The following is a 13,099-nucleotide window of genomic DNA, read 5'->3' as shown; positions in this document are numbered from 1 at the left end:
GTCAGAACGCCCGCATCGCACCGAAATCCGGCAGGGCCCCGCTCGCGAATCCGGCGCACGCCAGCGAGCCGATCGCGATCTCGCCGCCGCGGATGCGCAGCCGCACCGCCCCGTGGCTGTCTTCGTACAGGTCCGGATGCGCGCGCAGGAAGGCCAGCTGCTCCGCCCGCGGCAGCGCCTTCATGCCGTCGACGTAGTGGTGCCCGTTGCGCTCCACGTGCCGGATCCCCAGCAGGTTCACCAGCGCCAGGTCCTGCTGCACCGACAGGCCGGCCTGCGTCGTCAGGTCCTCGCCCGACATGAAGTAGCGCGCGCCGCCCTCCTCCCGGTTCCAGGCCTCGCAGCGGGCGGCATTCAGCACCGACTTGTAGAAGCCCTTGCAGGTCTTGGAGGACACGCCGGCATAGCCGCGCGAGCGCGCCTGCACGAAGCTGTCCAGTTCGCCGTCGGATTCGTCGACGATCACCGGCTTGCCGAAGTCCGCCGCCCGCAGGTCGACCTCCAGTGCCAGCTTGCGCGCGATCGGCTGCTCGATGAACAGGATGGATTGCCACAGGCGCTGCAGCTTCGGATCGGCGCGCACCGCCCGCACCAATTCCAGCACGCCCTCGGCGTCCTCGTACTGCTCGTTGCCGTCGAGGGACGCGTGGTACGGCGCATCCGCGCGATCGAGCACCGAGGCGATCGCCCGCAGCCGCTCGACGTCGGCCTGCACCTTGCCGCCCACCTTCAGCTTGAAGTAGCGATGGCCGCAGGCCCGCACCACCTCCTCCAGCGTCTCGGGCAGGCCGTCGCCCACGCGCTCCGTCCGGTCGGCATCGGTGATCGCGTCGACCAGTCCCACCGTGTGGCGTGCATGGATGCTGGCGGCGGGCTGCAGCCGCGAGAGGAAGCGCCCGAAGTCGATGCCGGCGAAGGCGGGGTGCGCCGCCCCCATGCCGGCAAGGTTGGCGCGCATCGCTTCGTAGAAGGACACGCCCCGCGCCCGGCCCAGGGCGTCCAGCACGGCGCGGTCGACGAGCGCCGGCCCGTAGCTCGCCAGCAGCGGATTGAAGCCCTGCTGCGCCGCCGCGCGGGCATGGGCCTCGTGGTGGCGCGCGAAATGGCCGAAAGCCGTGGCGCGCGACACGTCGGACAGGTAGGCGGAACGCGCGAGCCGCAGCACGGTGCGCAGTTGATCGAAGTTGTCCTCGTTCGACAGCGCCAGGTTCTTGTCGAACCACTTCGGCGCCATCAGTTCGGCCGCCGCGCCCCAGGACGTGCGCCCGTCCGCCAGCGCCACCTGCACGCGCGCGAAGGCCTGCGGGCATTCCGTCAGCGTGACCACGCCGAAGCGGAAGGGCATGCGCAGATGGACAGGCCGCTCGTACAGTTCGATCGCGCGGAGCGCGAGCGGGGGTGCATCAGCCATGGGCTTGCAGTCCCTGCAGGACGCCCTTCAGGTAGCCGATGGCGCGCGCGGAGCAGCCCGGCCCGTCGGGCACGTAGTCGAAGGGCTCCACGGCGACGATGCCGGGGAAGTGGCCCGCGGCCTCCATGCGCGCCAGCACGCCCAGGATGGGCCCGAAGTCCAGCGCCCCCTGGCCGGGGCCGCGCCGGTTCGGGTCGTTGACCTGCACGTGCGCGACCACGCCGCGCGGCATCCACCGCTCCATCAGGCGGTGCACCGGCTCGGCCTCGGCCTGGCCGGCGGCGCTGCAGTCGATCATGGTGCGCAGGCCCGGCGAGGCGACCTCCTCCACCATGCGCACGGCCTCTTCCACCGTGTTGACCAGGTCGGTCTCGCGCCGCGCCAGCGGCTCCAGGCAGTAGGTGACGCCGTGCCGCGCCGCGGAGCCGCCGGCGGCTGCCAGGCAGGCCCGCGCGCGTTCCCAGGCCTGCTCGCGCGTGCTTCCCTCCGGCACGCTTCGCTGCTTCGGCGAGCCGTGCACCAGGTAGCTGCCGCCCAGCAGCGCGCACAGTTCGACCAGCCGCGTCATGAGGTCGGTCGTGCGTCCCCGCACCTGCGCATCCTCGCTCACGATCGACAGGCCCGCGGGCGCGACCAGCAACCAGTGCAGGCCGAAGATCCGCAGGCCGTGGTCCTCCGCGATGCGGCGGAACTCCGCGGCCTGCGCGTCGACCATCTTCCCCGGATCCTCGGCCAGCGTGAACGGCGCGAGTTCCAGGCCGTCGTAGCCGAGGTCCGCGGCCAGCTTGCACTGCCGCGCGAAGGGCAGCGGCTGCAGGACCTCGTTGCACAAGGCGAAGCGCATCTCAGTTCTCCACCACGTCGCCAAAGAGCGTCGGCGCGCGGGATCGCATGCCCTGGCCCAGTGCCACCGCGGAACCGGCTTGGCCGGGCCGGTGGTGGCGCCCCCTCGAGGGGGAGGCGCCGAAGGCGCTTCGGGGCTGGGCTTTCACTTCAGACCCGGCGCGCGAACATGCCGCGCACCGCGTCGGCGGCCGCGGACTTCACCCTGTTCACGGCGCGCTTGAAGGGCGGCACGTACAGCAGGATGGTGAACAAGGTGACGGCCGCGAAGGCCATCGCGATCGGCCGCGTGAAGAAGGGAAGGACGCTCCCGTCGGACAGCACCAGGCCGCGGCGCAGGCTCTTGTCCAGCAGCGGCCCGAGCACCAGGCCCAGCACCAGCGGCGCCATCTCGTAGCCGCGCCGGCGCAGGAAGTAGGCGCCGACGCCGATGAACAGCATGGCGTAGATGTCGAACAGGCGCGAGGCGGTGGCGAAGGCGCCCACGGTGCACAGCAGGAACACGATCGGCATCAGGATGCCGCGCCGCACCTTCAGCACGTGCAGCAGCGGGCGCACGCCGAACAGGCCGAACAGCAGGATGGTGATCGACGCCAGGGTGGTCATCGCGACCACCTCGTAGATGAAGTGCGGGTGCTGGATCATCAGCATGGGCCCGGGCTGCACCCCGTGGATGATCATCGCGGCCATCAGCACCGCCGAGGGCGCGGAGCCCGGGATGCCGAGGGCGAGCGAGGGAATGATGTGGCCGGGGATCGACGACATGTCGCCGGTCTCGGCGGCCATCAGGCCGTCGATGGAGCCCTTGCCGAACTTCTCCGGCTCCTTGCTCACCGCCTTGGCCGCGGCATAGGACATCCAGGCGCCGGCATCCTCGCCCACGCCGGGCAGCAGGCCCGTCAGCACGCCGATGATCCCCGAGCGCAGCACCGTCCACTTGTAGACCACGATCTCGCGCCAGCGCGGGAGCACCGAGTCCTTCAGGTCGACGATCTTGCGCTCGATGGGGTCGGCCAGGGTGGTCAGCACCTCGGCGAGGCCGAAGGCGCCCACCAGCGCCGGGATCAGCGCGATGCCGCCCGAGAGTTCGCCCCAGCCGAAGGTGAAGCGGTCGTAGGCATAGAGGCTCTCCTGGCCCACCTGCGCGAGGAACAGGCCCAGCAGGCCCATCAGCCAGCCCTTGAGCGGATCGCCGCCGACGATGCTGCCCGACATGGTCACGCCGAACAGCGTCAGCCAGAAGAACTCGAAGGCGCCGAACTGCAACGCGACCTCCGCCAGCAGCGGCGTGAACAGCGCCAGGCACACCACGCCGAGCAAGGTGCTGACGAATGCGCCCGAGGTGGCGATGCCGATGGCGCGGCCCGCCTGCCCCTGCAGGGCCAGGGCGTACCCGTCCGCGCAGGAAGCGGCGTTGGCCGCGGTGCCGGGGATGTTCAGCAGGATCGCCGTGCGCGAGCCGCCGTAGAGCGCGCCGACGTAGGAGCAGATCAGCACCAGGATCGCGTCGTTGGCACTGAGCTTGATGGTGAGGGTGGTGAGCAGGGCGATGGCGAGCGTCGCCGACAGCCCCGGCAGGATGCCCATGACGATGCCGACGAAGGCGCCGCCCAGCCCGTACAGGAGCGTGAGCGGGTTCATGAAGCTCAGCCAGGCCGTCCCGAGGTCTTGCAGTCCTTGCAGCATGGGGGGATGGGTTCAGGGCAGGCGGACGAGGAACAGCTTTTCGAACACCGCCCAGGTGACCACGGAGGAGATCACGCCGATCGCCAGCGCCTTCCCCCACGCCCGCGGCGTGAGCCGGCGCTCCGCCAGGTCGTGGCTGATGCGCTGGAACAGCAGGATGGAAGCCGTGACGTAGAGCGTGGAGGCGAGCCAGAACGGGATGCCGTGGCCCACCAGCACGATGCCGTAGCCGCAGCACAGCGCGACGGCGAGGGCGACGCGCCTGCGCTCCTCGCGCCGGTGCGCCGTGACCGGCGGCGCGGCGTGCGCGAACGCCCCGCGGCGCCAGCTGCGCACGCCCAGGATGAGGCCCAGCAGCATCATCGCGATCCCGAGCAGGCCGGGCAGCAGGCCCGGCACGGTGACCGGGTTGATGTTCTGCTGTTCCAGCCGGTCCATCGCGAGCGAGCCGATCAGGACGGCGGCGCCCAGTGCGATCCAGCCGACCGCGTCCTTCAGGTCGGAGCGCGGCGCCGCGGTTTCGCCGGAGACGACTGCGGGGTCGCTCATCGGGTAACCTCCCCCAGGCTCCGCACTGCGTGCTCCGCCTCCCCCCTCCGCAAGCGGAGGGGGCGAGCGCCTTCGGGCGGCCGTGCGGCGCTCATGCGCTCAAGGCTTGGGGATGCCCACCGTGTCCGGCGCGACCTTGGTCTTGCCGCCCGCGTGCAGGTTCCAGGCATTGGCCTGCACCGCCGGGAACACCGCCTTCTGCGCGGCGTCGCCGGCCAGGGGGTGGAACAGCGCGCCGCGGCTGGTGGCGTACTTCTTCAGCGCCTCGCTCTTGACGATCTGCTCGGCCCAGATCTTCTCCACGGTCTTCACCACCTCGTCCGGCACGCCCCGGGGGATGAAGATGCCGAAGTAGTTGGTCGGGGCGGTGAAGCCGGGCACCGTCTGCGACAGCGGCGGGATGGTGCCGAAGCCTTCCAGCTCCAGCGCCTTGTCGCTCACGCTGGCCAACGGGCGCAGGCGCTTGCCGCGGATCATGTCGGCCTGCTCCACCGCGAGTTGCGTCGTGATGTCGGCCTCGCCGGCCACGGTGGCGACCACGGCGGGGTTGCCGCCGTCATAGGACACTTCCTTGTACTTCACGCCGGTCGCCTTGACGATCTGGTCCATCGCGTTGTGGCCGGCGGACGTCACGCCCGCGGTCGCCACCGCGATCTGGCCCGGGCGCTTCTTCATGTCGTCGAGCAGCTCCTGGGCGTTCTTCCAGGGGCGGGTCGGGTTGACGCCGATCACCTGCACGTTGGCCACATTGAGGAACAGGTGCCAGTCCTTGATGCTGGTGTTGACGGAACCGAGGGCCTGGTACGCGCCTAGGTCCTGCGCCGCGCCGGCCGTCCAGGTGTAGCCGTCCTTGGCGGCATCGAGCGCGCTCTTGGTGCCTATGGCGCCGGAAGCGCCCGGCTGATTCACGATCACGATGGTCTGGCCCAGCGCCTTTTCCAGCTCCGCGGCGGTGACGCGGGTGACCTGGTCGGTGGAGCCGCCGGCGGCCCAGGGCACGATCAGGTTGATCGGGCGGGTAGGCTTCCAGTTCTGGGCGGCGGCCGGCAGGGCCGCTCCCAGGGCGGCAGCAGCAGCCAGGACATGGAGGAAAAAGCGCTTCTGCATGTTCGCGTCTCCGGGTTAATTCTCTAACTGGTTAATTAACCACTCTACGGCGGGCGGGGGAGGCCTGTCAACGCGGCTTCCCCGGACGCGTGCGGGCACGGCACAGTGATTCACCAGACGGTGAATTGACGCAGCCCAGGAATCGAACCGCCCTCAGGCCGCGCAGCGCTCCAGCACGTGCCGCGTCATCGCCCGCGCCAGTTCGTGCTCCCCCACGAACACGCTGCCGGCGAGTTCCTGCTCCAGTCGCTGCGCCTCCTCCTCGTTGTGCGAACGCACCGCCAGCTCGATGCCCGGGTTGAGCAGGCGCGCGTGCGCCGCCATCTGGCGCACGCCCAGCGTGTCGGGCGTGGCGATCACCAGCATGCGGGCCCGGGCCACGTGCGCCTGCACCAGCACCTCGGGCAGCGCCGCGTCGCCGAACACGGCGGGGATGCCCGCCGAACGCAATTCCTCCACCACCGCGCGGTTCTGCTCCACCACCACGAAGGGGATGTGGTGCGCCTGCAGCGCCTCGCCGAGCTTGCGCCCGACGCGCCCGTGGCCCACCAGCACGACCTGGCGCGAGAGGTACTTCGGGTCCGTGCTGAGGGGCAGTTCGGCCAGCGGGTCGTCCCGCGCCGCCAGGTTGCGCGCCAGCTGCGAGCGCGCCAGCAGCCAGCGCTGCAGCGGCTCGATGCCGCGGAACACCAGCGGGTTGAGCGCGATGGAGATCAGCGCGCCGGCGACCACCAGGCTCTGCGCCTGCGGCGGCACCACTCCCAGCGAGCCGCCCAGCCCGATCAGGATGAACGAGAACTCGCCGATCTGCGCCAGGCTGGCGGAGACGGTGAGCGCCGTGTGCAGCGGATAGCGCAGCAGCAGCACCAGCGCCGCGGCCGCCAGCGACTTGCCCAGCACGATCACGCCCAGCACGGCCAGCACGCGCAGGGGCTCGTCCACGAGCACGCGCGGATCGAACAGCATGCCGACCGAGACGAAGAACAGCACCGCGAAGGCGTCGCGCAGCGGCAGCGTCTCCTCGGCCGCGCGGTGGCTGAACTGCGATTCGCGCAGCACCATGCCGGCGAAGAAGGCGCCCAGCGCGAAGGACACGCCGAACAGGTGGGTGGCCCCGTAGGCGATGCTCACCGCGGCGGCCACCACGCACAGCGTGAACAGCTCGCGCGAGCCGAGCTTCTGCACCTGCCAGAGCAGCCAGGGGAACAGCCGCCGTCCCACCACCAGCATCAGCGCCACGAAGGCCACCACCTGCAGCAGCGTGGTCGCGATGCTGCGCGCGATCTGCTCCGGGTCGGTGGAGGTGGAGCCGGTCAGCGCCGTGGCGATCGGCGGCAGCAGCACCAGCACGATCACCATCGCCAGGTCCTCCACCACCAGCCAGCCCACGGCGATGCGGCCGTTGAAGCTCTCCAGCTGGCCCAGGCTCTCCAGCGCGCGCAGCAGCACGACGGTGCTGGCCACCGACAGCGCGATGCCGAAGACCAGCGAGGCCGCCAGGCTCCAGCCCCAGAAGGTGGCGACCGCCACGCCCATGGCGGTGGCGGCGAGGATCTGCACGATCGCGCCCGGGATCGCGATGCGCCGCACCGCCAGCAGGTCCCCGAGCGAGAAGTGCAGGCCGACGCCGAACATGAGCAGCATGACGCCGATCTCGGCCAATTCGGAGGCGAGCTTGGTGTCGGCGACGAAGCCGGGCGTGAACGGCCCGATCACCACGCCGGCGAGGAGGTAGCCCACCAGCGCCGGCAGCCGCAGGCGCGCGGCGACGAAGCCGAGCACGAGCGCGAGCCCCAGGCCGGCGGCGATCGTGGTGATCAGCGGGAGGTTGTGGTCCATCCCCCCATGATGACGGAGGAGCGCAAGAGAAAAGCCCGCCGGAGGCGGGCTTTCGGTCGGACGGTCAGCTGGCCGTCAGAGCTTCACGGAAGTCATGTACGAGTCGAAGCGGAACTCGGAGAAGCGCGTCCACAGGATCTGGTCGCGCTGGAAGGCGCGCATGTCCTGGTGGATCTTCTTGAACTCGGGCGACTTGGCCTCGTGCTCGGCGAAGACTTCCATGGAGGCCTTCCAGCCGGCGTCCATGATCTCCTTGGTGAAGGGCATCAGCTTGGTCTTGGCGGCCACCAGGCGCTTCAGCGCGATCGGGTTGAAGGCGTCGTACTTGGCCGTCATGTCGCGCGCGGCCACCTGGGTCGCGGCGTCGAGGATCGCCTTGTTTTCGGCCGACAGGGCGCCGTAGGCCTTGGTGTTGACGAAGAACTCCAGCTCGGCGCCGCCTTCCCACCAGCCCGGGTAGGCGTAGTACGGGGCCACCTTGTTGAAGCCCAGCTTCTCGTCGTCGTAAGGGCCGACGAACTCGGTGGCGTCCAGCGTGCCCTTCTCCAGGGCCTGGTACACCTCGCCGGCGGGCATGTTCTGCGCCACGACGCCCAGCTTGGCCATGGCTTCGCCGAACAGGCCGCCGCCCATGCGCATCTTCAGGCCCTTGAGGTCGGCGACGGTCTTGATCTCCTTGCGGAACCAGCCGCCCATCTGGGTGCCGGTGTTGCCCGCGCTGAAGCTCTTGATGTTGTACTTGCCGTAGAACGCGTCCATCAGCTTGCGGCCGTTGCCGTGTTCCATCCAGGCGTCCATCTGGCGCGCCGTGAGGCCGAACGGGACGGCGCAGCCGAACGCGAAGATCGAGTCCTTGCCGGTGAAGTAGTAGGGCGCGGTCTGCGCCATCTCGACGGTGCCGTTCTGCAGCGCATCGACGACGCCGAAGGCGGGCATCAGCTCGCCGCCGGCGTGCACGGAGATCTCGAACTTCCCGCCGGACAATTCCTTGACGGTCTTGGACAGCATCTCGGCGCTGCCGAAGATCGTGTCGAGCGACTTGGGGAAGCTGGAAGCCAGGCGCCAGCGGACGGCGGCCTGGGCGTGCACCGCGGGAGCGATGCCGGAAGCGAGCACGCCGGCGATGCCGGCGCGCTTGATGAGGGAGCGACGATCCATGGGAGAGGGAGAGGGAGAGGGAGAGGGAGTGATGGAAAGGGAAGCGGGACGATGATGCGCCCGCCACCCCCGCAAACCTGTCAGAAGTCTTGCACTCCCCCGGTGCATGCAAGGCAAAAGCCGCACTTCCGTGCGGCTTTTGGCATGAGCTGCGGGCCTCTCCCGCCGGGCTTCAGAGCTTCTGCGCCTGCATGAAGCGATCGAAGGTCGCCTCGGTGAAGCGGAACCACAGGTTCTGGTCGGCGCGGAACTTGGCGTAGTCCGCGTAGACCTTCTTCCAGCTCTCGTTCTTGGCCGACAGCTCGTCGTACACCTGCATCGAGACCTTGAAGGCCTGGTTCATGATGTCGTTCGGGAACGGGCGCAGCTTGGCGCCGGAGCCGACCAGCTGCTTCAGCGCCGCCGGGTTGCGGGCGTCGTACTTGGCCTGCATGTCGACGTGGGCGTGGCTGGACGCCGCCTCGACGATGGCCTTGTACTCGGCCGGCAGGGCGTTGAACTGCTTCTGGTTGATGAAGAAGTCCACCTGCGGGCCGCCTTCCCACCAGCCGGGGTAGTAGTAGAAGGGCGCGACCTTGTTGAAGCCCAGCTTCTGGTCGTCGTACGGGCCCACCCACTCGGCCGCGTCGATGGTGCCCTTCTCCAGCGCCTGGTAGATCTCGCCGCCGGGGATGTTCTGCGGCACGCCGCCCATGCGCTCGATGATCCGGCCGGCGAAGCCGCCGATGCGGAACTTCAGGCCCTTCACGTCGGCGAGCGTCTTCAGCTCCTTGCGAAACCAGCCGCCCATCTGCGCGCCGGTGTTGCCGCCCGGGAAGTTGATCATGCTGTACTTGGCGTAGAACTCGCGCATCAGCTTCAGGCCGTTGCCCTCGTACATCCAGGCGCTCATCTGGCGGCTGTTGAGGCCGAAGGGGATGGCCGCGCCGATCGCGAAGGTCTCGTCCTTGCCGAAGAAGTAGTACGGCACCGTGTGGCACATGTCCACGGTGCCCTTCTCCACGCCGTCCACCACGCCGAAGGCGGGCATCAGCTCGCCGGCGGCGTGCACGGAGATCTCGAACTTGCCGCCCGACATCGCCTTGACCTGCTGCGAGAACACTTCGGCCGCGCCGTAGATGGTGTCCAGCGACTTCGGGAAGCTGGAAGCGAGGCGCCAGCGGATGGTGGCCTGGGCATGCACCGCGGGCGCGACGCCGGCGGCGAGCACCCCGGCGATGCCGGCATTCTTCAGGACGGAGCGACGATCCATGGAAACTATCTCCTTCGTTGTAGGCGTAAGTGGGCGGATCATCGATTCCTTCGTTTGCACCAAGCTGTCAAGGAGCTGTCATGGCGGCACGGACCGACGAACGAAAAAGGGCTCCCGACAGCCCTTTTTCGTCGCCGTGCGGGCGCCCGGGCGCCCGGGCGATCTCACAGCTTCTGCGCCTGCATGAAGCGGTCGAAGGTGGCCTCGGTGAAGCGGAACCACAGGTTCTGGTCGGAACGGAAGCGCGCGTAGTCGCCGTACACCTTGTTCCAGTTCGGGTTCTTCGCGGACAGCTCGGCGTACACCGCCATCGACTGCCTGAAGGCATCGGCCATCACGTCGGCGGGGAAGGGACGCAGCTTGGCGCCCTGCGCCACCAGCTGCTTCACGGCGGCGGGGTTGCGGGCGTCGTACTTGGCCTGCATGTCCACGTGCGCGTAGGCGCTGGCGGCTTCGACGATCGCCTTGTTCTCGGGCGAGAGGGCGTCATGGGCCTTCTGGTTGACGTACAGGTCCAGCTGCAGGCCGCCTTCCCACCAGCCGGGGTAGTAGTAGAAGGGCGCGACCTTGTGGAAGCCCAGCTTGAGGTCGTCGTAGGGGCCGATCCACTCGGCCGCGTCGATGGTGCCCTTCTCCAGCGCCTGGTAGATCTCGCCGCCGGGGATGTTCTGCGGCACGCCGCCCATGCGCTCGACGACCTTGCCGGCGAAGCCGCCGACGCGGAACTTCAGGCCCTTGATGTCGGCGGCCGACTTGATCTCCTTGCGGTACCAGCCGCCCATCTGCGCGCCGGTGTTGCCGCAGGGGAAGCTGACGATGTTGTACTTCGCATAGAACTCGCGCATCAGCTTCAGGCCGTTGCCCTCGAAGGTCCAGGCACTCATCTGGCGGCTGTTGAGGCCGAAGGGGATGGCGCCGCCGATCGCGAAGGTCTCGTCCTTGCCGAAGAAGTAGTAGGGCGCGGTGTGCGCGGCCTCGACCGTGCCCTGCTGCACGCCGTCCACCACGTTGAAGGCCGGCATCAGCTCGCCGGCGGCGTGCACCGACACCTCGAACCGGCCGCCCGACAGCTGCTTCACCTTCTGGGCGAACACCTCGGCGCCGCCGTAGATGGTGTCGAGCGACTTGGGGAAGCTGGAGGCGATGCGCCAGCGGATCGCGGCCTGCGCGTGCACTGCCGGCGCGGCGGCGGAGGCCAGGACACCGGCGATGCCGGCATGCTTGAGAACGGAACGACGGTCCATGAACTGCTCTGGAAGTTGCAACGTGCCGTCCATGATCGCCCGTGCGTCGCGCGGCTGGCTGTCAGGCGGCTGGCGCGCCGCACCCGTGTTTGCACTTAGAACCTCCCAATGAAAAAGGCCCCGCAGGGCCTTTCCCGTCGCAGCGCCGGGCGGCTCAGAGCTTCTTCGCCTTCACCTGCGCCTGCATGAAATTGTCCAGCGAGGCCTCGGTGAACTGGAACCAGAGGTTCTCTTCCTGACGGAACTTGGCGTAGTCCGCATAGACCTTCTTCCAGTCCTCGTTCTTGGCGCCGATCTCCGAATACAGCGCCATGGCTTCCTTGAACGCGGTGTTCATCACGTCGGCGGGGAAGGGACGCAGCTTGGTGCCCTGCGCCACCAGCGTCTTCAGCGCGTCAGGGTTGCGGCCGTCGTAGCGCGCCTGCACGTACACGTGCGCCTCGGCCGCCGCGGCCTGCACGACCGCCTTGTACTCGGCCGACAAGGCTTCGTAAGCCTTGGTGTTGATGAACACGTCCAGTTCGGGACCCACTTCCCACCAGCCGGGGTAGTAGTAGTACTGCGCGACCTTGTGGAAGCCGAGCTTCAGGTCGTCGTACGGGCCCACCCATTCGGCGGCGTCGATCGTGCCCTTCTCCAGCGCCTGGTAGATCTCGCCGCCGGGGATGTTCTGCGGCACGCCGCCCATGCGCTCGACGACCTTGCCGGCGAAGCCGCCGACGCGGAACTTCAGGCCCTTGATGTCGGCCATCGACTTCACTTCCTTGCGGTACCACCCGCCCATCTGGGCCCCGGTGTTGCCGGCCGGGAAGTTGATGATGTTGTACTTGGCGTAGAACTCGCGCATCAGCTTCAGGCCGTTGCCCTCGTGCATCCACGCCGTCATCTGCCGGCTGTTGAGGCCGAACGGGATCGCGCAGCCGAGCGCGAACACCTCGTTCTTGCCGAAGAAGTAGTAGGGCGCGGTGTGAGCGGCTTCGACCGTGCCCTGCTGCACGCCGTCGACCACGCCGAAGGCGGGCATCAGTTCGCCCGCGGCATGGGTGGAGATCTCGAACTTGCCGCCGGTCATCGCCTTCACGCGGGCGGCGAACACCTCGGCGCCGCCATAGAGGGTGTCGAGCGACTTCGGGAAACTGGAAGCGAGACGCCAGCGGATGGCCGCCTGGGCGTGCACGGCCGGGGCGATGCCGGACGCGAGCACGCCCGCGATGCCTGCATTCTTGATAAGCGAGCGACGATCCATGGTGTCTCCTGGAATGAGTTGAACGGACTACGCGTCCGCGCCCGTCGTAACCTTTCGTAGCGGTTCGCGGGGTGGCTCATTCTGGAGACTGACGGCTTGCTGTCAGACCGGGGTTTTCCCTTGAGAAAGGGGTGCGCGGTGAGGGGCTGTTTGGGAGGTCCGTTGCTCCGGAGCCGGACCAGGATGGGACAGTCCGCCTCGGCGACTGTCCCCCGGCGCGGATGAGAGCCCCGCCCCGGGCGATGGTTGCGCCCGCGCCTCCTCCTTTATGTCGCCGAGGCGGACTGTCCCATCCTGGTCCTGCGCTGCGCCTTTGGGTAGCGCGCGTCCTCCGCGAAGTCACTCAGTGAGTGTCCGGCGATCTCGAACGAAGCCGCTGCGTCCGAACCGACACATCGCAGGATCAGACCGGGACTGTGACCCGTCCTGAAATGGGTTGACACCTTTCTGGCCACCAGAAAGGAAAGTCAATGACGGAATGGACCAAGAGAACACAGAACGACTACACGCTTGCGTTCAAGCTTGCAGTGGTTGAACAGGTCGAGAAGGGCGAACTGACGACCGGCCAAGCACAAAGGCGCTACGGCATACAGGGGTCATCGACCGTTCTGACCTGGATGCGAAGGCATGGCAGCCCGCGGTGGCGCAAGGCATCATCCATGGGCAAATCAGTCCAGAAGATGTCAGACCCCAGCAAACCCGTGCCGCCGGAGCAGCGGATCAAGGAGCTTGAGCTGCAGCTCAAGGAAGCCCAGCAGAAGGCG

The 13,099-nt window shown here is 68.5% G+C and carries 10 protein-coding genes and 1 pseudogene; 1 reads left to right on the top strand and 10 read right to left on the bottom strand.

Annotation, left to right across the window (positions count from 1 at the left end):
* Position 1 precedes the first annotated feature (1 nt).
* The 10 genes from JJ685_RS27755 to JJ685_RS27710 all read right to left on the bottom strand — a co-directional run bounded on the left by JJ685_RS27755 (position 2) and on the right by JJ685_RS27710 (position 12,335).
* Positions 2–1,411, bottom strand: coding sequence for an enolase C-terminal domain-like protein (locus JJ685_RS27755; protein ID WP_201677634.1), 1,410 nt, complete (start codon positions 1,409–1,411; stop codon positions 2–4).
* Entirely contained in the window at positions 1,404–2,255 is an 852-nt protein-coding gene (locus JJ685_RS27750; protein WP_201677633.1) for a sugar phosphate isomerase/epimerase family protein, read from the bottom strand. Before JJ685_RS27750 ends, JJ685_RS27755 begins: the two co-directional genes overlap by 8 nt.
* 149 nt (positions 2,256–2,404) lie before the next feature.
* Positions 2,405–3,940: a tripartite tricarboxylate transporter permease gene (locus tag JJ685_RS27745; protein ID WP_201677632.1), complete on the bottom strand. Its 1,536-nt coding sequence runs from the start codon at positions 3,938–3,940 to the stop codon at positions 2,405–2,407.
* 12 nt (positions 3,941–3,952) lie between these two features.
* Entirely contained in the window at positions 3,953–4,489 is a 537-nt protein-coding gene (locus tag JJ685_RS27740; protein WP_201677631.1) for a tripartite tricarboxylate transporter TctB family protein, read from the bottom strand.
* Positions 4,490–4,588: 99 nt separating this feature from the next.
* The gene (locus JJ685_RS27735) at positions 4,589–5,596 is read right to left on the bottom strand and encodes a tripartite tricarboxylate transporter substrate binding protein (RefSeq protein ID WP_201677630.1); all 1,008 of its coding nucleotides are present in this window, start codon (positions 5,594–5,596) and stop codon (positions 4,589–4,591) included.
* A 153-nt stretch (positions 5,597–5,749) separates the two neighbouring features.
* Positions 5,750–7,435, bottom strand: coding sequence for a YbaL family putative K(+) efflux transporter (ybaL, locus tag JJ685_RS27730; protein WP_201677629.1), 1,686 nt, complete (start codon positions 7,433–7,435; stop codon positions 5,750–5,752).
* 75 nt (positions 7,436–7,510) lie between these two features.
* Positions 7,511–8,593, bottom strand: a complete 1,083-nt coding sequence (locus JJ685_RS27725; RefSeq protein ID WP_201677628.1) for a TRAP transporter substrate-binding protein — start codon at positions 8,591–8,593, stop codon at positions 7,511–7,513.
* A gap of 172 nt (positions 8,594–8,765) precedes the next feature.
* Entirely contained in the window at positions 8,766–9,845 is a 1,080-nt protein-coding gene (locus JJ685_RS27720; RefSeq protein WP_201677627.1) for a TRAP transporter substrate-binding protein, read from the bottom strand.
* Between the two features lie 164 nt (positions 9,846–10,009).
* On the bottom strand, positions 10,010–11,089 hold the full coding sequence (locus tag JJ685_RS27715) for a TRAP transporter substrate-binding protein (protein ID WP_201677626.1): 1,080 nt from the start codon (positions 11,087–11,089) through the stop codon (positions 10,010–10,012).
* 154 nt (positions 11,090–11,243) lie between these two features.
* Positions 11,244–12,335, bottom strand: coding sequence for a TRAP transporter substrate-binding protein (locus JJ685_RS27710; protein ID WP_201677625.1), 1,092 nt, complete (start codon positions 12,333–12,335; stop codon positions 11,244–11,246).
* A 470-nt stretch (positions 12,336–12,805) separates the two neighbouring features.
* On the opposite strand from JJ685_RS27710, the pseudogene JJ685_RS29980 reads away from it, so the two are divergent.
* Positions 12,806–13,099, top strand: a pseudogene (locus tag JJ685_RS29980) (IS3 family transposase); the annotation flags it as partial.

Source organism: Ramlibacter monticola, from assembly GCF_016722785.1.
In the GTDB taxonomy this organism is placed as follows: Bacteria; Pseudomonadota; Gammaproteobacteria; order Burkholderiales; family Burkholderiaceae_C; genus Ramlibacter; species Ramlibacter monticola.
This window is presented reverse-complemented; position numbering and strand designations above follow the sequence as displayed.